Annotated in this window: 20 protein-coding genes; 10 read left to right on the top strand and 10 right to left on the bottom strand. The window is 33.7% G+C overall.

The annotated features are described in order from the left end of the window. Positions 1-19 precede the first annotated feature (19 nt). The 6 genes from DMA14_RS15060 (at position 20) to DMA14_RS15035 (ending at position 6761) form a co-directional block, all read left to right on the top strand. The gene (locus tag DMA14_RS15060; protein ID WP_238989978.1) at positions 20-1000 is read left to right on the top strand and encodes a PorP/SprF family type IX secretion system membrane protein; all 981 of its coding nucleotides are present in this window, start codon (positions 20-22) and stop codon (positions 998-1000) included. A 158-nt stretch (positions 1001-1158) separates the two neighbouring features. Next, the gene (locus tag DMA14_RS15055; RefSeq protein WP_111425416.1) at positions 1159-2343 is read left to right on the top strand and encodes a phosphoglycerate kinase; all 1185 of its coding nucleotides are present in this window, start codon (positions 1159-1161) and stop codon (positions 2341-2343) included. A 113-nt stretch (positions 2344-2456) separates the two neighbouring features. After that, positions 2457-4268 carry a LysM peptidoglycan-binding domain-containing protein gene (locus DMA14_RS15050; RefSeq protein ID WP_111425415.1) on the top strand — a complete coding sequence of 604 codons (1812 nt, stop codon included), beginning with the start codon at positions 2457-2459 and terminating at the stop codon, positions 4266-4268. A 46-nt stretch (positions 4269-4314) separates the two neighbouring features. Further along, complete coding sequence (locus tag DMA14_RS15045) at positions 4315-5280, top strand: DUF4837 family protein (RefSeq protein ID WP_111425414.1); 966 nt, start codon at positions 4315-4317, stop codon at positions 5278-5280. Between the two features lie 229 nt (positions 5281-5509). After that, complete coding sequence (locus DMA14_RS15040) at positions 5510-6151, top strand: DUF1579 domain-containing protein (protein ID WP_111425413.1); 642 nt, start codon at positions 5510-5512, stop codon at positions 6149-6151. Between the two features lie 163 nt (positions 6152-6314). Next, positions 6315-6761, top strand: coding sequence for a GNAT family N-acetyltransferase (locus DMA14_RS15035; RefSeq protein WP_111425412.1), 447 nt, complete (start codon positions 6315-6317; stop codon positions 6759-6761). 77 nt (positions 6762-6838) lie between these two features. Here the strand turns inward: DMA14_RS15035 and DMA14_RS15030 are convergent, their stop codons facing one another. The 4 genes from DMA14_RS15030 to rnpA form a co-directional block, all read right to left on the bottom strand. Next, positions 6839-7642 carry an OmpA family protein gene (locus DMA14_RS15030; protein ID WP_111425411.1) on the bottom strand — a complete coding sequence of 268 codons (804 nt, stop codon included), beginning with the start codon at positions 7640-7642 and terminating at the stop codon, positions 6839-6841. A gap of 3 nt (positions 7643-7645) precedes the next feature. Beyond that, a complete protein-coding gene (locus tag DMA14_RS15025; RefSeq protein WP_111425410.1) occupies positions 7646-9283 on the bottom strand; it encodes a S41 family peptidase in 1638 nt (545 codons plus the stop codon). 2 nt (positions 9284-9285) lie between these two features. Then, a complete protein-coding gene (locus DMA14_RS15020; RefSeq protein WP_111425409.1) occupies positions 9286-10131 on the bottom strand; it encodes a DUF4349 domain-containing protein in 846 nt (281 codons plus the stop codon). A 70-nt stretch (positions 10132-10201) separates the two neighbouring features. Further along, positions 10202-10606 carry a ribonuclease P protein component gene (rnpA, locus tag DMA14_RS15015; RefSeq protein WP_111425408.1) on the bottom strand — a complete coding sequence of 135 codons (405 nt, stop codon included), beginning with the start codon at positions 10604-10606 and terminating at the stop codon, positions 10202-10204. Positions 10607-10731: 125 nt separating this feature from the next. Between rnpA and DMA14_RS15010 the strand changes: the two genes are divergently transcribed. From DMA14_RS15010 to DMA14_RS15000, 3 genes are all read left to right on the top strand, one after another. Then, complete coding sequence (locus DMA14_RS15010) at positions 10732-11463, top strand: lysophospholipid acyltransferase family protein (protein ID WP_111425407.1); 732 nt, start codon at positions 10732-10734, stop codon at positions 11461-11463. Between the two features lie 60 nt (positions 11464-11523). After that, on the top strand, positions 11524-12519 hold the full coding sequence (locus DMA14_RS15005) for an acyl-ACP desaturase (RefSeq protein WP_111425406.1): 996 nt from the start codon (positions 11524-11526) through the stop codon (positions 12517-12519). Positions 12520-12684: 165 nt separating this feature from the next. Beyond that, positions 12685-13338: an HD domain-containing protein gene (locus tag DMA14_RS15000; protein ID WP_111425405.1), complete on the top strand. Its 654-nt coding sequence runs from the start codon at positions 12685-12687 to the stop codon at positions 13336-13338. A gap of 378 nt (positions 13339-13716) precedes the next feature. Here the strand turns inward: DMA14_RS15000 and DMA14_RS14995 are convergent, their stop codons facing one another. The 6 genes from DMA14_RS14995 to DMA14_RS14975 all read right to left on the bottom strand — a co-directional run bounded on the left by DMA14_RS14995 (position 13717) and on the right by DMA14_RS14975 (position 18234). Next, positions 13717-14643: an alpha/beta fold hydrolase gene (locus DMA14_RS14995; protein ID WP_111425404.1), complete on the bottom strand. Its 927-nt coding sequence runs from the start codon at positions 14641-14643 to the stop codon at positions 13717-13719. A gap of 63 nt (positions 14644-14706) precedes the next feature. Continuing rightward, positions 14707-14829: a hypothetical protein gene (locus DMA14_RS23065; protein WP_262510332.1), complete on the bottom strand. Its 123-nt coding sequence runs from the start codon at positions 14827-14829 to the stop codon at positions 14707-14709. A 165-nt stretch (positions 14830-14994) separates the two neighbouring features. Continuing rightward, positions 14995-15120 carry a FeoB-associated Cys-rich membrane protein gene (locus tag DMA14_RS14990; protein ID WP_111425403.1) on the bottom strand — a complete coding sequence of 42 codons (126 nt, stop codon included), beginning with the start codon at positions 15118-15120 and terminating at the stop codon, positions 14995-14997. 6 nt (positions 15121-15126) lie between these two features. After that, on the bottom strand, positions 15127-17226 hold the full coding sequence (feoB, locus tag DMA14_RS14985; RefSeq protein WP_111425402.1) for a ferrous iron transport protein B: 2100 nt from the start codon (positions 17224-17226) through the stop codon (positions 15127-15129). Further along, complete coding sequence (locus DMA14_RS14980) at positions 17226-17465, bottom strand: FeoA family protein (protein ID WP_111368256.1); 240 nt, start codon at positions 17463-17465, stop codon at positions 17226-17228. The genes feoB and DMA14_RS14980 overlap by 1 nt, the downstream gene beginning before the upstream one ends. 103 nt (positions 17466-17568) lie before the next feature. Beyond that, on the bottom strand, positions 17569-18234 hold the full coding sequence (locus tag DMA14_RS14975; RefSeq protein WP_111425401.1) for an SCO family protein: 666 nt from the start codon (positions 18232-18234) through the stop codon (positions 17569-17571). A 225-nt stretch (positions 18235-18459) separates the two neighbouring features. Between DMA14_RS14975 and DMA14_RS14970 the strand changes: the two genes are divergently transcribed. Beyond that, positions 18460-20514, top strand: coding sequence for a M13 family metallopeptidase (locus tag DMA14_RS14970; RefSeq protein WP_111425400.1), 2055 nt, complete (start codon positions 18460-18462; stop codon positions 20512-20514). Positions 20515-20749: the final 235 nt, after the last annotated feature.

Here is a 20749-nt window from a genome sequence, read left to right as displayed (position 1 = left end):
ATCTAAAAAAATTAATACAATGAAAAAGTTTATTTTATCCTTAGTACTCATGGCTGTAACAACAAGTTACAGCCAAGAGTTAAACCTACCAGTGTTTACACAGTATTTAGCTGATAACCCTTTTATTCTTTCTCCTGCGTATGCTGGTATTGGAGATAATCTCCGTATTAGAGCCAATGGTTTAACACAGTGGGTCGGAATTAAAGACGCACCAGACAACCAATCATTGTATGCAGATTTTCGTCTTTTAGATCGTTCGGGAGTAGGTATTTCATTGTATAATGACAGCAACGGTAATACAAGGCAAACTGGAGCAAAAGTTTCTTTTGCCCACCACTTGATTTTAGATTATCGTACAGAACAGTATTTATCTTTTGGTATTTCTTACAACTTTAATAGTTTCCGTATTGAGACAGGAAATTTTGATGATGGAAGTAATGGAAATCCGCCTGTTGGTGGGCCAGCACCTACAGATAATCGTTACAGTGCCAATAATAACTTTGATATTAGTGCTTTGTATCGTAACAGAGGATTTTATTTCAGTTTCAATGCCAACAACGTGTTGAAAAAGAATATTAGCCTTGAAAGAGTAAACGAACCAGATCTTTTATCAAACTTTCAAGTATACTCTGGATTTACTTTTAAAGATGCAGAAAACAGACGTATCGAATATGAACCATCGGTTTTCTTGCAGTACTTTGCGAGTGACCAGCGTTCTACAACCGATTTTAACTTCAAATACAGACGTTACAATCGTTACGAAGATTATTATTGGATCGGAGTTTCATATCGTTTCTTAAACGACCAGTTCCCAAAACCTTTAGCAATGGGACCAATGGCTGGTTTTATGAAATCTAAATTCTATTTTGCATACTCTTACCAATTGATGTTTAACGGTCTTGGAAGTTATAATTCAGGAACGCACTCAATCACAATTGGATTTGACTTCTTGCAATCTATAAGTAACTGTCCTTGTACGCAAAGTCCTATTCGAGATTAAACAAACAATTTTTATCATCTTTAAGAATTATTTTGTTTGTTTTCATAAATTACAACGTTTTCGTTTTTATTAATGGATTATTTATGCTTTTTTGAAATTTAGACTTCGTTAAAAGTTCTATATTTGTTATTCTTTCAAAAAATTAAAAAAATTAGCAGATGAAAACTTTAAACGATTTCGATTTTAAAAATAAAAAAGCAATTATTCGTGTTGACTTCAACGTGCCGTTGGATGAGAATTTTAATGTAACAGATACAACACGTATTGAAGCGGCAAAGCCAACAATTGATGCTATTTTAGCTCAAGGCGGAAGTGTGATTTTAATGTCGCACTTAGGAAGACCAAAAGGAGCAGAAGAGAAATATTCTCTAAAACATATCTTAAAGACAGCTTCTGAAATTTTAGGAGTTCAAGTAAAATTTGCTGAAAACTGTGTTGGTGAACCAGCTCAAACTGCAGCAAGAGATTTAAAACCAGGCGAAGTTCTTTTATTAGAAAATTTACGTTTTCATGCTGAAGAAGAAGCTGGAGATGTAGCTTTCGCTAAAGAATTAGCTTCTCTTGGAGATATTTATGTAAACGATGCATTTGGTACTGCTCACAGAGCACACGCATCTACTACAATTATTGCACAATTTTTTCCAAACGATAAATGTTTCGGAACATTATTGGCAAAAGAAATTGACAGTTTAAATAAAGTTCTTAAAAACAGTGAAAAACCTGTAACTGCTGTTCTTGGAGGTTCTAAAGTTTCTTCTAAAATCACCGTAATCGAAAATATCTTAGATAAAGTAGATCACATGATTATTGGAGGCGGAATGACTTTTACTTTCATTAAAGCTCAAGGCGGAAAAATCGGTGAGTCTATCTGTGAAGATGATAAATTAGATTTAGCTCTTGAAATTTTGAGATTAGCAAAAGAAAAAGGAGTTCAGGTACATATTCCTGTTGATGTTATTGCTGCAGACGATTTCTCAAACAATGCAAACACTCAGGTTGTAGACGTAACTGCAATTCCTGATGGATGGCAAGGTTTAGATGCAGGTCCAAAATCTCTAGAAAACTTCAAAAAAGTAATTTTGGAGTCAAAAACAATTCTTTGGAACGGTCCATTAGGAGTTTTTGAAATGGAAACGTTCTCTAAAGGAACAATTGCATTAGGAGATTATATCGCCGAAGCTACTCAAAATGGAGCATTTTCATTAGTTGGTGGTGGAGATTCTGTTGCAGCGGTAAAACAGTTCGGATTTGAAGATAAAATGAGCTACGTTTCCACTGGTGGCGGGGCTATGTTAGAAATGTTAGAAGGAAGAACTTTGCCGGGAATCGCGGCAATTTTATAACAAAATAGGACATTTAACATTTTTTTAAACACTTTACTTCAATAAAGGGCTTAGATTTGCAAAAATACAACTCTTGTAATTATTTGAATTACAGAATTTTAAAATAATGTTATATGATTGTAAAAAAATTATCATTAGTGGTTTCTGCTTTCTTTTCCTTGGCAGTCTGTGCACAGGAAACAGCAAAGAGTGATGTCGAACTGAAGCCAGAGGTTAAACTTTCATATTTAGATTCTATTAAAAGCACATTCAAAAGAGACCATTTAGCTTCAAAAGTTGATAGTCTATGGATGAATGAATTAGTAAGTCTGGATATTTATGATGATCTGACCAAAGACATTCAAACCATTAACAAAGATGTTACTGTTGATGAAGAACTCCCAACCGAACTGCTAAAACAGCGTTTGGCTGCGATGAATCAGAAATCACCTTTTGAGATACAATACAATCAAGGTTTAGAAAATATAATAAAGTCATTTCTTAAGAACCGTAAAAAATCGTTTTCTCGATTAATGGCTTTATCAGAATATTATTTCCCAATGTTTGAGGACGCTTTTGCCAAACAAAACGTTCCTTTGGAAATAAAATATTTAGCCGTTGTAGAATCTGCTTTAAATCCTAAAGCAGTTTCTAAAATGGGCGCTACGGGACTTTGGCAATTTATGTACGGAACCGGAAAACAATATGCTTTGAAAATCGATTCTTATATCGACGAAAGAAGCGACCCTCTTAAAGCTACAGCCGCAGCATCTGAGTACATGACTAAAATGTACAATATTTTTGGTGATTGGGAACTGGTTTTAGCTTCTTATAATTCAGGTCCAGGAAACGTTACCAAAGCGATTCGTCGTTCTGGTGGAAAAACAAAATACTGGGACATTCGTAATTATCTTCCAAAAGAAACTCAAGGTTATGTGCCAGCTTTCTTAGCAACAATGTATCTTTTTGAATACCACAAAGAGCACGGAATTAATCCGGAAAGAGCTGTAGTTAAAAACTTTGAAACTGATACAGTAGCAGTAAAAAATCAAATGTCTTTCAAACAGATTGCCGATTTATTAGACATGCCACAATCTCAAATTCAGCTTTTAAATCCATCTTATAAAATGGGAGTTGTTCCGTTTTATCAAGGAGAACAGCATTTTATTCGTCTCCCTAAAGATAAAGTAGCAACTTTTGTATCAAACGAAGAGCAAATTTATGCTTACGTAAAACATGATACCGAGTTTAGAGCTACTTCTTCAAGATTGGCTGTAAAATATGCACCAAAAGCTAAACCAGCAGTTGTAAAACCAGCAGCAGTTGATAATGGTGACTTTGAATTTTATAAAGTTAGAAAAGGTGATAACTTAGGAGCAATTGCCGCTAAGTATGATGTTAGTATTTCGGATATTAAAAAATGGAATAACTTAAAAACAAATGCTGTAGCAATTGGTAGAAGCTTAAAAATTAAAGCAGAAGAAGAGGCTCCTGTTAAAACTATTCCTGCTGTTGTAGAGAAAGAACAGGCCATTGCATCTGCTGAAAATAAAGAGAAAACGGCTGTTGATATGGACTATGTTGTAGTGGCTGGCGACAATTTAGGTAGCATTGCAAAGAAATTCGGTACGACTATTGCGGAGTTAAAAGAACTTAACAATTTAACTTCAAATAACATTGGTTTAGGAAAAACATTGATTATTTCTAAAGCAGCGATAGTTATAGAAGAGCCAACTTCAACAGCAATTGCATCAAACTCGGTTGATTCATTCAAGAAAAAAGCGCCTTCTAAAAACGTTAGTGAAGATTATTACGTTAAAAAAGGAGATTCTTTATATAGCATTTCTAAAAAATATCCTGGAGTAACAATTTCAGATATTAAAAAATGGAATGGTATTAAAGATGAAGATATTAAACCGGGAATGAAACTTAAAATAAACGGATAATAGAAAAATCTTATTAAATTTGGGTTTTATTTCATAAATTAAAAAAATGAATAAAACCCATTTTTTATTGCTATTAGTTCCATTTTTCCTGACTTCTTGTTTTAAAAGTGAAAAACAAGAAACAGTATCGGGAAAAACCAATACCATTTCGGTCATTATCGATGATCAGTTGTGGTATGGAGAAGTGGGCGATAGTATCAGAAATAAATTTGCCTCACCAGTTCTTGGACTTACCCAAGAAGAACCACTTTTTACCATAAATCAATATCCTGCCAGATTGCTAGAAGGCTTTGTTACAGACAGCCGAAGCATTATTGTGGTCAAAAAAGCACCTGCAGATAAATTCGAAATCATTCGAAGCAAAACATTACCTCACAATACTTTTCGTATTTACGGAAAATCAGTAGACGATATTATTTGTAGTCTTGAGTTGAATGCTCCACAAATAATAAAAATTATTCACGATGCTGAAATTCAAAAAATTCAAGAAGACAATAGTACATCGCTGTTAAATAAAGCAATCTTAAAGAACAAATTTCACATCAACATTCAGATACCGACAGGATATGAATACATGTTGCATAAAAAGAAATTCATCTGGCTTAAAAAAGAAATCATAAGCGGGAATACGAGTTTATTAATTTACCAGATTCCGCTTTATAATTTCAAGAAGAAAAAAGACGTAGTAAATGCTATTGTCAAAATGCGCGACTCAATTGGCAAATACATTCAAGGACGTGAACCCAACACACAAATGATTACCAGTGAAGCATACGCACCTTATTTTTCAAAAGTGACATTAGATAATAAAAACGCCTTCGAAACAAAAGGAACTTGGGAATTGAAGAATGATTTCATGACTGGACCTTTTATTAATTATGCAATTATTGATGAAACTTTTAACCGTGTTTTGGTTATTGAAGGATTCTCTTATTCTCCTTCACATCAAGAACGCGATTTGATGCTAGAACTCGAAGCAATCATAAAAACAGTGAGAATCGACAAACGATAAGGGGTTTTTGTTTCAAGTTTCAAGTTTGAAGTTTCAAGTTTCAAAATCTGACGATTAAATGTGCGCATTTCTTAGAGAACTTCACCTTCTCAATATAACTTAGCGTCCTTTGCGAACTTTGCAATTAAATTGCCAAAGTATATCAACTTGAAACATGAAACCTGAAACAAAATAAAACAAACAAATTTTTTCGTACTTTTATTCATAACAAACATAAAAACAAATAGTTATGAAAAAATTAACCGCAACCTTAGCAATAATAACCTTGTGTTTTATTTCTTGTAAAAAAGAAGTGAAAGAAGAAGTAGCAACCCCAGCGGCAACAGATTCTGTTAAAACTGAAGAGCCTGTTACAGAAGCACCAGTAGATTCTGCAGCACAGATGAAAGCTTGGCAGGAATATGCAGCGCCTGGAAATCCTCATAAAATACTGGCCGATGAAGTGGGGACGTGGAATTGCGATATGACATTTTGGTCTGATGCAAATGCAAAACCTGAAAAAGAAACGTCTGTAGCCGAAATCAAAATGATTTTGGGTGGACGATTCCAAGAAGCAACTTATAAAGGCACTATGATGGGGCAGCCTTTTGAAGGTAAAGCCACTGTAGGTTATAATAATGCTACTAAAGAATACATCTCCACATTTATTGATAATATGGGAACTGGAATGATGATTAGTAAAGGTAAGTATAATGAAAGCACCAAGAGTATAGATTTTAATGGAGAAATGGCTGATCCAGTAACTGCAAAAAATACCAAGTATAGAGAAGTTTACACTATTGTGGACGCTAAAACTCGAAAAATGGAAATGTTCGATACAAAAAACGGAACTGAATATAAGAGCATGGAAATTATAATGACCAAAAAGTAATTTCCTATTATAGGTTCAAAGATACAAAGGTGCAAAGGCACAAAGTTATATCTGCTAGAAAGATAAACTTTGTGCCTTTGCGATTTATATAAAAACTTTAGCGAAGCTAAAAAAATAATATAACTTAGCGTCGTCGTGCCTTTGTGGCAAAAAATAAGTAAGAATGGATTTAAAATGGAAAATAAAGCCTTTTGAGGCATTAACTGTTCATGAGTTATATGATTTGCTCAAACTGAGAAGTGAAATCTTTGTCGTAGAGCAAAACTGTGTCTATTTAGATCTTGATGGCAAAGACAAGAAAGCTTTACATCTACTTGGTGAGTTTGAAGATAAAATCGTTGCTTATTCACGCTTATTTGATGCCGGAATTAGTTTTGACAATGCTTCAATAGGAAGAGTTACTGTAGACGCAAATTATAGAGATAGAAAATGGGGCCATGAATTAATGCGTGAAGCCATAGCTGGTATTAAATCTAATTTTGGAAAAGATAAAATTACAATTGGCGCACAATTGTATTTAAAAAAGTTTTACGAAAGCCACGGTTTTGTCCAAACCAGCGAAATGTACTTAGAAGATGATATTGAGCATATCGAAATGGTGAGAGAATAATTAAAAATTCAGTAAAGCTGCAATAAACAAAAAACTTAGAACCTTAGCAACTTAGTATCTTAGAAGCTTAGAAAAAACTAAATTTTAGTAATCACAAACTCCACCCGCCGATCATAATTATCACCTCTGCCTAAAGGATATCGATTGCCGCATCCAACATACGTCATGCGGCTTTTGGATACTTTTTTGGATATTAAATAATGAAAAACAGTTTTGGCGCGATTCCAAGAGAGTCTTCTTTCTTTAGTATCTCTATCAATTCCGTCGCTGTAAATTTCGGGAGTGCAGCAGACATGTCCTCTAATTTCAAAATTCAGACTTCTGTGTTTTTGGAGTATGACTGCAATTTTATCCAGTTCTTTTTTAGAATTGCTAGTAAGTTTAGCGCTTCCAATATCAAATAAAATAGACTCGAGGTATACTTTGTCGCCTACTTTTAAATTGTCTTTGAAGGAAGTATAAACTCCTTTTCCGAAACTATTTTTCTTAACAACGATTAAATCAACCCGCCGATTTCGCAGACGTGTCTCATACAGATTCTCTACCGTATCTGTTTTTACGACAACACGTCCTTTTCCTTCAAGAATTACAATTTTGCTTTGTTTGAATCCTTTATTAATCAATAGATTCTGAATCGTATTTGCCCGATTATTAGACAATCTAAAGTTATACTCATCGTTTCCGCGATCATCACAATAGCCATAAATCTGTATAGACTCTACCTTAGTAGTGTCTATGCTTTTTACAAAGTTTGAAACAACATTGATTTGCTTTTCTGTCAGATCATACCTGTCAAACTCAAAATAAATAGTTTCAACAGATTTTTGCTGTGCTGTTACTGTATAAAATGAAAAAAGAGTCAGGGCTAGAGTTATCTTCATTCACTACATTTTTAAAATCGTTTTATATTCTGTCGGGTTATTTAATACGCTAACTGCTCTTTTAATTTCTGAATTGTTTTTTAAATAATACTGGTACAAACCTTCCTGATATTGATATCTTTTAATCAACTCTTCCAAAATCATGTTTTTAATTTCTTTTTGGTTTTTATCCAGTAAAGTAGTTTCGCTTTTTTCTAAAGCATTCAACAATTGTTGATATTCGGCAGTAATGGTCTCGTCTATTTTTTCTTTTTTAGCTGCAGCTAAAGTATTTTTCAAAGCCACTTCTGTTTCAGTATCAAAAGTGATTTTGTTCGTTTTCAGATATTGTTTGAAAGCGGTATAATCTGCATCTGTCAAAGTCGGAATCTTATCTCCCAAATTTGGATTTTTGTAATAATACGTTGTTGCATAGTCAAAAACACCATCGTTTTTAATTAAAGCAGTTGCAATAGCACTTGTTTTAGTTTCTTCCAATTCAATATCTGGTAAAACTCCTCCACCATCATAAACTGTTCTGCCTTTTCTGGTTTTAAAAGCATTGAAATTTTTAGCATCAGTTTTCTGAGCCACACCATTTTTATCTTTATGCGCATAATCCAAAGCCTGAATACATCTTCCAGAAGGCGTATAATATCTCGAAATAGTTACTTTCAGCTGAGTTCCATAAGTTAAATCGACAGAACGCTGAACCAAACCTTTTCCAAAACTTCTGCTTCCTAAAATTACGGCGCGATCCAAATCCTGCAAAGCACCTGAAACAATTTCAGAAGCCGAAGCACTTCTTCCGTTCACTAAAATTGCCAACGGAATTTCAGTATCAACTGGCTCTTTCTGCGTTTTATAAGTATTATTGTGTTTTTCAATTCTAGATTTAGTAGTTACGATTACCTCATTTTTCGGAACAAATAAATTACAGATATCAATTGCTTCATTCAATAATCCTCCAGGATTTCCTCTTAAATCCAAAACAATCTGTTTGGCTCCGTCTGCTTTTAATTTCTCAAGAGCATCTTTAACTTCGGCTGAAGCTTTTCTGCTGAAATGTGCTAAAACAATATAGCCTGTTTTTTCATCAATTTTTCCGTAAAAAGGAACCGATTTAATATCGACTTCATCCAAAACTAAAACCGTAGTACTTGGTTTTCCCTGACGAAGATATTTGATGTTGATTTTAGTGTTTTTTGTTCCTTTCAATAATTGAGAAGCGTCGTCTTTAAAATCAGCAATCAAGACATCTCCAATCTGAATGATTTCGTCACCAGCTTTTAATCCTGCCTTGTCTGCCGGATAATTTTTATAAGGTTCGCGTACAACTAAGCGGTCATTTTTTCTAGAAATCAGAGCGCCGATTCCAGTATATTCTCCAGTATTATTGATTTTAAAGTTGACAACATCTTGCTCGTTAAAATAAACCGTGTATGGATCTAAACTTCCCAACATACTTTTGATGGCTTTATCCATCAAATCGCCAGGATTGGTTTCATCAACATAATTGGTATTTACGGCTTTAAACAAAGTCGTAAAAATCTCGATCTGTTTGGCAATTTCAAAAAAATCTTCTCTAAAACTGGTTCCAACAAACAACATTCCCGCCGCAGCGACTGGTATAATAAATTTCTTTTTGAAATACGGATACATGATTATTCTTTTTTTCTTCTTTTTAATCTTTTTCTAATAAAATAGGCAAATACAACAAATAAAATTACAAACGGCCAAGCGCTTAATAATGAAAGCAATAAATCGGACAAAGTATAGAATCCGGATTTAACGGCGTTCCAAAGCTTGGAGCCATAAGATATTTTAACACCTTCTTTTTCAGGTATTATTTTATAAAATGAAATAGTAATTGTGCTTTCAGAAACGCGGCTTTCTAGATATTTCAATTGGCCTTCTTTGGCTTCAATTTCTTCTCGTATAGTTGAAATTTGTTGTTCAATTTCTAAAATCTCACTGACTTTGTTCGCTTTCTTTAAAATTTCAAGATAGCGTTCTTCAAGTTTTTTCTTGGTTTTCAATCTTGAAGTAAGATCGATATATTCAGCTGTTACGTCTTCTGCAGATATATTTTTAACTTCAAAATATGAAACTCCTTTTGAAACGCCACTTATAAAACGGTCAAAATTTTGGCTTGGAACTTTTACAATTAAATTTCTAGAAATAGTCCCATAATCTTTTTCCTCAGAATCGTTAATAATTCTCGCTTTATTATTGGCAACAGCTTTTTGAATTTGATTGAAAGTGTTTTCAAGATTATCAGTTTCAAATCGTAAAGTGGCTTCCTTTATAATCTTCTGTTCAATTTCTTGTTTGATTTTTACAGGAGGCGCTGCTACTGGATCAGAATCTTTATCATAAGAACTAGCTTCTGCTTTTTTTGGAGGCAATTTTACTGCTTCAATAGAGATTGCGCTTGTTTCTGCTTCATAAGATTTGCTGCAACCACAAAGAATCAAAACGAAAATAGATAAAAAGAAAAGTTGACGCATAAAATTTCAATTTAGAGCTAAAACTACGATTTTTTTGTCTAACTTGATTAATAATCTTACGTTTTGAAATTTACGCTTCTGTTTTGGTATCAGAATCTTGGGTTTTGTTTATCTGCGCTGAAAATTTCTCAAACAATTGAATCATTTTGGTATTGATTTCTTCGTATGATAAACGGTCTTTGGTCTGATAAAAGAGCATTATAGAATAAGGCTGATCCAAGTTATCTAAAAGTAAATGTTTGTTCAAACGATAGGTTTCTCTCAGAACTCTTTTGAAGTAATTTCGATCAACTGCTTTCTTGAAATATTTCTTAGAAACCGAAACGCCAATCTTAGTTTGTTCTTCTGAATTTGCTTCCGCTTGACGGTAAACTAAACGAAGCGGATATTTGGACACCGATTTTCCTTCAGAAAACAGTAATCCAATTGTCGTTTTGCTTTTTAAACGCTCGTTTTTAGGGTAAGTAAAGTTCATTTAATTCAGAAAAAATTTGCAAATTCTAGTGCAAAGGTACAATTAAACCAGAAAAACGGTTATTGTTTTCAATTTTAATAAGTCTAAAAATATATTTACTACTTTTGCGCATTAATTTTTGAAGCATGGAAAAAATTATTTCTTATCCAATATCGGTAATTTACTATTTATTATTTGGTTTATGTTTGGCTGTTTTTCATCCAATTCAGTGGATTTGTTTAAATGTTTTTGGTTACCAAGCTCACAAAAAAAGTGTTGATTATTTAAATTTCTGCCTTTTAAAATGTACTAATCTTGTTGGAACAAGATATACAATTGAAGGAGTAGACACGGTTCCAAAGGGTGCGCCAATTATTTTTGTGGCAAATCACCAAAGTATGTACGATATCGTGGCAATGATTTGGTATTTTAGACGTTTTCATTGTAAATTTGTAAGTAAGAAGGAGTTAGGCAGCGGAATTCCAAGTGTTTCTTTTAATTTGAAATATGGAGGATCTGTCTTAATTGACCGAAAAGACCCTAAACAAGCGATACCCGTTATTAAAGGCTTGTCTGAATATATCGAAAAAAACACAAGATCTGCCGTAATCTTTCCAGAAGGAACAAGAAGTAAGACAGGAGTACCAAAAGAATTTGCGCAAAGCGGTTTAAAAATTTTATGCAAATATGCACCATCTGCGTATGTTGTACCGGTAAGTATCAATAATTCTTGGAAAATGGTAAAATTTGGTTTTTTTCCTGTTGGTTTAGGAAATCACCTCAAATTTACAGCTCATAAAGCTTTAGCTGTTAAAGATTACAAGTTCGAAGAGCTGATGGAGATAACTGAAAAAGCAGTTAAAGAAGGAATAAATTAATATAAACAGGTTTAAGTTTTAGTCCGAGCTAAAACGTACAACCCAAATCTATAATAAGTAATGTCTATAAAAAACATTAGATTAGAAGTAATGCAGTTTTTGGAAAAAAACGTGGATAGCTTCGTTGAACAGTATTTAATTCCAGTGGAAAAAATTTGGCAGCCGTCCGATTTCTTACCAGATTCTCAAGGAGAAAACTTCTTTGAAGAGGTAAAAGAGTTGCGTGAGATTGCTAAAGAGCTTCCGTACGATTTCTGGGTTACGCTTGTTGGTGATACCATCACAGAAGAAGCTTTGCCTACATACGAGTCATGGTTAATGGATGTTGAAGGAATAGATCAGCAAGAAGGAAATCAAGGAAACGGTTGGGCTAAGTGGGTAAAACAATGGACTGGAGAAGAAAATCGTCACGGTGATCTTTTAAATAAATACTTGTATTTGTCTGGTCGTGTAAACATGCGTGAAATCGAAATGACAACACAGCATCTTATAAACGACGGTTTTGATATTGGAACTGGAACTGACCCATACAAAAACTTTGTATACACTAGTTTTCAGGAATTAGCAACTTATGTTTCGCACAATAGAGTAGCTCAGATAGCTAAGAAATTTGGCGATAACAAATTGTCTAAAATGTGTAAAATGATTGCAGGTGATGAAATGCGTCACCATCATGCATACAGCGAATTTGTTACTAGAATTTTCCAAGTTGATCCAAGCGAGATGATGTTGGCTTTTCAATACATGATGAAGCAGAAAATCGTTATGCCAGCTCACTTCTTGAGAGAGTCTGGTCAAAAAATCAGTACAGCTTTCGAACAGTTTTCTGATTCAGCTCAGCGTATTGGAGTTTATACTGCAAATGACTATGTTGAAATTATGCAGAAATTAATCAACAAATGGGAGATTGATAAAATTGGCAATCTTTCAGATGAAGCAGAGAAAGCACGTGACTATTTAATGAAATTGCCTGCTAGAATGGCTAAAATCTCAGAAAGAATTGTTATTCCACAAGAATCACATATCTTCAAATGGGTTGAACCAGCTAGACTTTAGAATTTTAGATTTTAGAATGTAGATTTCAGATTCTTGATTGGAATGTGGGATTTTCGAATTTAGAAATTTAAAAGCAACATTGTTGCTTTAAAACATATTTGTTGATTGTTGGAGATTTAAAATCTTTGGCAATCAACATTTTTTATAAACCGTAAAAACTTCTGTATGAGTGATTCAGCATTAATTATTAAAACCATTGCTTTTGTTAAAGAGAAATTAAATGATGCAGAAGGCGGTCATGATTGGTTTCATATTGAACGTGTTTACAAAAATGCACTATTGATTGCAAAAGAAACAGAATGCAATCTTACAATTGTACAATTAGGAGCCTTATTGCACGATATAGCCGATAGTAAATTTCACAACGGTGATGAAACTATTGGACCGAAAACAGCAAGAGCGTTTTTAGAAGCCGAAAATGTTTCTGAGGAGATAATTGCCCACGTTGTCAATATCATTGAAAACATCTCTTATAAAGGCGGAAATTTCGAAAGGAAGTTCTCGTCTGTCGAATTGGATATTGTTCAAGATGCTGATCGCTTAGATGCAATTGGTGCCATTGGCGTTGCAAGAGCATTTAATTACGGAGGATTTAAGAATAGAGCTTTGTACAATCCAGAAATTGCTCCTGTAACAAATATGACAAAAGAGGAGTATAAAAAGAACAGCGCTCCAACCATCAATCATTTTTATGAAAAGCTTTTACTCTTAAAGGATAAAATGAATACCGAAAAGGGAAAAGAAATCGCTGCCGAAAGACATGGTTTTATGGAAACTTTCCTTGCTCAGTTTTACGCAGAGTGGGAAGGTGTGAAGTAAGATCATTTAATTTATAAAGAAAAAGCGACTCTAGATATAGAGTCGCTTTTTTCTTTATAAGGTGTTTAAATTATTTATAATTTGGTTTTTAAAAGACACATTATTACAAAAGCGCATAAAAATCCAATTGAAAACCATAGTAACCTTGCAATACTTTTATTTCGAGCCATTTCCCTTTTTTCAAACCTTGTCATTTTGAATTTAATTTTGAATGATCCAAAAGTATCTTTGTAACTGAAATGATAAAGGCCGAAAAAGTCTTTAAAACATTAGAATAAGACATATTTTAATTACAGTTTCTAGTCAGAGTCACCGTCTTTTATCTTTATTCTCATTCATTAGCCTAAGCATAAGTCTTTGTTCTTGCCTCTTTTATCTTTACCTTTTAGCACGAACAAATCCCTCGATTGCATTCTTAAACTCTTTATTCTGCTCGTAATACAAAATATGCCCGCCATTAATAATTTTAACTTCTTGATTTGGGAATTTAAACAGACGATAATGTTCAGGACCAATATTATTGTCTTTTGTTCCTGAAATTATAAGCGTTGGAACTTTAATAGAAGCTGTTTCTTTAGTAAAATCACTAAAATATAACGGACCACTTAAGGCATGTTGCGCAAATGAAGAGTTTCTTTTTTCACTATTGTCTATGCTGTCCAGTTTTTCAACGGTTGCTCTATTGTCAGAAAGCATTTTGTAATCAAGATCTGCTTTTTTAATTTGTTGTTTTGCTTCAAAAAAAGTATTTAGAATTGAATCCTTACCTTTTACAGTAAAATCTTTTCCTAAAGTTTTACCCATAAAAGCGATTTGATTAAGAAGCGAATCGTTTATATCTAATGTTGAGTTTAACAGAATTAAACCTTTTACATGTTGCGGATATTTTTCAGCATATTTAGTGGCTAGAATTCCTCCGAAAGAATGTCCGATTACAAATACTTTATCAGTTTTAAGATAAGTTCGAATTTCTTCAATATCATCTATCATTCTGTCCATGCTGTAATTGTTATCTGCAGGAGACCCAGATCTACCGCAGCCTCTTTGGTCATAATAGCACATGGTTAATTTGTCTTCAAGTACATTTCCTCCAAATTCTTCAAAAGATTTGCTCCAAGCACCAGGACCGCCATGTACAAAAATACAGACATCGCCTTTTCCTGAAACTTTCAAAAATAAAGGAACGCCATCTGAAGTTAGAAAAGTATTATTGCTATCTTTCTTTAGATCTGTTTTCGTTTGACTAATTCCGCTTAAAGTAAAACATATAAATAAAAAGAAAAGTAAAGGGTTTTTTGTGTTCATTTTGAAAGTCTTTTTTTACTGATTTAATAGCATAAAAGTATAATTAAAACAGCAGAGAAAAAACTAATGATTATTTTTCATTATCAAATAAGTAATAATTGCTGCGCAGAAAAAACCTATTGCAAACCACAGTAATCGGGCAACTCTATTGTCGCGAATTACTTCCATTCTATCTTCTGGTGTCATTTTAATGAATTTTTAAAATTCAAAACTACCTCTATAAAATATACTAATAAGTTATTTTAGGTTTTAAAAACAACAGAATAAGACATTTTTCGTCATAAAAAAAGCCGTTCAAATGAACAGCTTTTTTTACTTTGCACTTATGAACCTTTGCACCCTTGTCCCTTTTTAAGAACACCCACAATCAGTTCCGCCCCCGCAGTCTTTTTTCTTTTTCGATTTTAAGAAAAACTTCTTAATCAAAAAAGCAACTGCAAATCCTAATATGGCAAAGGCTATTATTTCTTGAAACATAACTTTTTATTTTAAAAGTTGATACGCAATTAATGCGGTTAAATAAGCAAGACCACTCATGAAGACCAACTGCATTGCTGGCCATTTCCATGAATTGGTTTCTTTTTTGGTAATCGCCAATGTACTGGCGCATTGCATTGCAAAAGCATAAAACAGTAGTAACGAAATACCAGTGGCAAAATCAAATACTTTCTTTCCGGTATCTGGACGAACTTCTGCCTGCATTTTGCTTTTTATAGTCGATTCGTTATCCGTATCTCCAACACTATAAATGGTTGCTAATGTCCCAACGAAAACTTCACGGGCAGCAAACGAACTGATTAACGCAATTCCGATTTTCCAATCATAACCTAAAGGTTGAATTGCTGGCTCAATTGCTCTTCCCATTAATCCGATATATGAATTCTCTAGTTTTTGAGAATTAACTTCATTTTCAAATTGTGTTTCATCCAAAGTAGTATTAGCAAATCTTTCTTTAACAATAGTCTCAGCCTCATTAAATTCTTTTCCTGGACCATAAGAAGCCAAGAACCATAAAATAACCGATATAGCCAAGATTATTTTACCTGCACCAACAACGAAAGCTTTCGTTTTTTCTACCACATTGATTCCAACATTTTTCAAAAGTGGCATTTTATAACTTGGCATCTCAACTACGAAATATGTTTTAGATTGCAGTTTTAAAACTTTATTCAAAATGTAAGCCGATAAAATGGCCATAAAAAATCCTAAAACATAAAGTGACATAAGAGTTAATCCTTGAAGATTTAGTACTCCAAAAACTCGTTTACTCGGAATAACCAGTGAGATGATAATCGCATAAACAGGTAATCTTGCCGAACAAGTAGTGAATGGCGTTACTAAGATCGTAATAAGGCGTTCTTTCCAGTTTTCGATATTTCTTGTTGCCATAATTGCTGGAATCGCGCAGGCAGTTCCTGAAATTAAAGGCACAACGCTTTTTCCTGAAAGTCCAAATCGGCGCATTATTTTATCCATTAAGAATACAACTCGGCTCATATAACCGCTTTCTTCCAAAATGGAAATGAACAAAAACAAGAACGCAATCTGCGGAATAAAAATAATAACTCCGCCAATACCTGGAATAATTCCCTGCGAAAGCAAATCGGTCAAAATACCGCTTGGCAATTCTTCTGCAACCCAGCTGCTTAAAGAAGCAAATGTGCTGTCAATGAAATCCATTGGAATAGTTGACCAACTGAAAATCGATTGGAAAATCAAGAATAAAATGGCAAAGAAAATCACATAACCAAAAACCTTATGCGTTAAAACACGGTCTAGTTTTGCTCGGATATCTTTAGCGATCGAAGCATCAATTTTTAAACCTTCTTTTAAAACATCATTTATAAATTGATATCTTTTGATGGTTTCTTTCTGCTGTAAACGTTTTAATTCTGAATGCGATTTGGTAAAAGTGCTTCTTATTTCATTTCGATCCAAATTCAAGAAATTGACATCTTGTGTGATTACCAGCCACAATTTATACATTAATTGATTTGGAAACGCCTTTTGTAATTTTGCAAAATATTCGGGATCAATTACTGAAGCATTTAAACAAGGTTCGTGCGGAATTGTTTTATAAGAAACAATAAGTTCCTTTAATTGCTCAATTCCTATACCTTTTCTAGAACTTACTAAAGCAATTTTCGTTTTTAGTTTTTCTTCTAAATACGGAATATCCAAAGAAATTCCCTTACGCGCCATACGGTCAGACATGTTGATGACCAAAATCGTAGGGATTTCAAGATCTTTTATCTGTGTGTAAATCAGTAAATTTCGTTTCAGATTTTCAACATCTGTTACGACAACTGCTACATCCGGGTATAATTTATCGTTTTTGTTTAATAAAAGTTCGATTACTACACTCTCATCCATCGAACTGGCATTCAAACTATATGTTCCTGGTAAATCTAGAATATTGGCTTTAACATTATTGGGCAGCTTGCAAAAGCCCATTTTTTTCTCAACCGTGATTCCAGGATAATTTCCAACTTGCTGGTTAAGGCCTGTTAATTGATTAAAAACAGAAGTTTTTCCAGTATTTGGATTTCCGATAAGGGCAACATTGATATTCTGGACACTCATTACAAATTGGTTTTGATAAGTTCAACTTCAATTTCACGAGCTGTTTCAATGCGTATTGCAACATGAGAACCATTAATATCTAAATATAACGGATCACCAAAAGGAGCAACCTGCAATAATTCAACTAAGCTGCCAGGCAGACAACCCATTTCTAGTAATTTTAGTGGAACAAGATCGATATCAAAATCCTTGATAATGGCTTTTTCGCCTTTTTTCAGAGTGTGTATTGTATTTTGCAAGCTTATTTAGATTGAATTTAGATTGCAAAAGTAGGCAATTATTCTTTATTTCAAGGCATTTAACACTTCCACAAATGCTAAAAGTTTCTAAAAATAAGGGATTTTACTCCTGAGACAGGAATTCGATGTCTTCCAAAAGACGTTTTATGTCTTCTTTATTTGTTCCATCATAAAAACCTCTAACGCGACGCTTTTGATCGACCAAAACAAAATTCTCTGTATGCACCATGTCATAAAGCTGATCTGGCCTACCAAGTTTCACGGCCAAATACGATTTTCTGGCCATTTTGTAGATTTCTTTTTTATCGCCAGTAACTAGATTCCACTTACTGTCTACAACGCCATATTTTATGGCATAAGCTTTTAAAACAGAAACGCTATCCACTTCTGGAAAAACAGTATGAGAAAGCAACATTACCTTTGGGTTATTTAAAACTGCTTTTTGAACGTCAACTAGATTAGTTGACATTTTTGGGCAGATCGATCCGCAGGTTGTAAAGAAGAAATCGGCAACATAGATCTTTCCTTCATAATTTTTCTGGGTAATGGTATCACCATTTTGGTTGATGAAAGAAAAATCGGCAATGGTGTGGTATTTGCTTTTATATTGAACTGTACTGTCAACCAATTCAGGATTTACATCAGCGGGATTGTAAATCGGAAGTGTTTTTTTAGGTTTCAACGCAGAATAAAACAAAGATATCGTAACAACCGAAAACACTATTAAGACAATAAAGAATTTGCGGTATTTATATAAAAGCGATTTCATAAAAATAATTTGGCGCAAAAATACAAAAAGCAGATTTTAAAAACTTTACTGGGTTATTTTTTTAACAGGCTTTTGTAACTTTTACAAATGCTTGTAGACAAATACCCAGTGTTTAATTTCTATTTGTGACATTTAAATGTCTTTTTGACTTTACAGTTAGAATTTTAACACAATTTTTAAAATAATAACAATACGTTTGTATTTTCCATTAAACTATAACTTTTTATGAAAAAACAATTTGCTAAACCTGTGTTTGGTGTTATATCTGCAATGTTTGCAGTAACTGCAGCTCAAGCTCAAGCGCCAAAGGAACCAGGTATCAATGTATCGTATATGGATACGAAAATCAGCCCAAGTCAGGATTTTTTCAAATATGTAAACGGAACTTGGCTGGAGAAAACAGAAATTCCAAGCGATCGTACGACATGGGGAAGTTTTAATGAACTAATTAAAAGAACCGACAAAGATGTGATGGAGGTTTTAAAAGAAGCTTCCAAAAATCCGAAATACAAATCGAATACAGATCAAGGAAAAGCGGTTAATTTATTCAACACTTATTTAGATTCTATCGGAAGAAATAAGAAAGGAATCGAACCTTTAAAACCATATCTGAAAAAAATCGACGCAATTAAAAGTATTGCTGATGTTCAGAAATATTTGGTTGAAATGGAAAAAGAAAGCAATGCTGGATTTTTCGGAATTTACATTGGAGCTGATGATAAAGACAGCTCTATAAACTCTGTAAATTTAGGGCCAAGCCAATTGGGACTTCCAGATAAAGACTATTATACTTCTGATGACAAAGATTCTAAAGAAAAACGTGCTAAATATGAATTGCATGTTGCAAGAATGCTTCAGTTTATTGGAGAATCTCCAGAGAAAGCAAAACAAAGCGCTGTTGAAGTTTTGGCTTTAGAAACAGAATTATCAAAACCGAGATTGAACAGAGTTGAAAGAAGAGACAGCCGTTTGCAATACAACCCGATGACAATTGCTGAACTTCAAAAATTAACTCCAGCTATTAAATGGAACGAATATTTTGCTGGTTTAGGAATTACTAAATTAGAGACTGTAATTGTAAACGAGCCTAAATATATGACTGCCTTAGAAACTGTTTTTAAGGAGAATAAAGTTGCTCAATGGAAAGAATATCTGAAATGGGATTTAATTAACGGTAATGCAGGCAAGCTGACAACTGAAATTGATAATGCTAATTTTGATTTTTACAGCAAAACATTAAGAGGAGCAATAAAGCAACTTCCAGCTGAAGAAAGAGCGCTTAATGTAGTTAACGGAAATGTTGGTGAAGCTCTTGGAAAACTTTATGTGGAGAAAGTTTTTCCTGCTGAAGCTAAAACCAAAGCGGTTGATATGATTCACAATGTTATTACGGCTTACCAAAATCGTATTAACAATTTAAGCTGGATGTCTAAAGACACTAAAGCAAAAGCAATCGAAAAGCTGAACAAAATAACCATTAAAGTTGGATATCCTGATAAATGGAAAGATTACTCAGCTTTAGAAATTAAAAGCATCGCAGAAGGAGGAAGCTATTTTGAGAACTCTAAAAACTTAGCGTTATGGAGATTTAAGAAAAGCGTAGACAAATTGTCTAAACCTGTTGACAAAACAGAATGGCACATGTCTCCGCAAACAGTAAATGCTTATTACAACCCATCTTATAACGAAATTGTATTCCCAGCAGCAATCTTACAGCCGCCTTTCTACAATTATCAAGCTGACGAAGCTGTTAATTATGGTGGAATTGGTGCCGTAATCGGACACGAGATTTCTCACGGATTTGATGATTCTGGAGCGCGTTACAATGCTGAAGGAAACTTAGTTGACTGGTGGACAGAAGATGATTTGAAACAATTTACAACTCTAGGAAATGATTTAGCAAATCAATACAGCGCTCTTGAGCCATTGCCAGGAGTTCATGTTGATGGTCATTTTACATTAGGTGAAAATATTGGTGATTTAGGCGGAATTAATGCTGCATTTGACGGTCTGCAATTGTATTTAAAGCAACACGGAAATCCAGGTTTAATTGACGGATTTACACCAGAGCAGCGTTTCTTTATTTCTTGGGCTACCGTTTGGAGAACAAAATCTAGAGATGAAGCAATCAAAAACCAAGTAAAAACAGATCCACACTCTCCTGGAATGTACAGAGCTTATGTGCCAATTCAAAATGTTGATGCTTTCTACAAAGCGTTTGATATTAAGAAAGGTGATAAGATGTACGTTGAGCCAGAAAAACGAGTTAAAATCTGGTAATACATTTTAATGATAAAAAAAGGCGGTTCCGATATTCGGAACCGCCTTTTTTGCTTTACTATTTTTAGATAATCAAACGATGTTCCGTAGGAATATTTCATCGGTAGAAAAAAAATATTGGCGCCCCGTTTTTTACGTTCCGTAGGAACGTTTGATTTTGACGTGAATTTTAACCATGCAGCATATCAAACGTTCCTATGGAACGTAAATGGATTATAACATAATTTTCTACCGA

The organism is Flavobacterium sharifuzzamanii, assembly GCF_003254585.1.
GTDB lineage: Bacteria > Bacteroidota > Bacteroidia > Flavobacteriales > Flavobacteriaceae > Flavobacterium > Flavobacterium sharifuzzamanii.
This window is presented reverse-complemented; position numbering and strand designations above follow the sequence as displayed.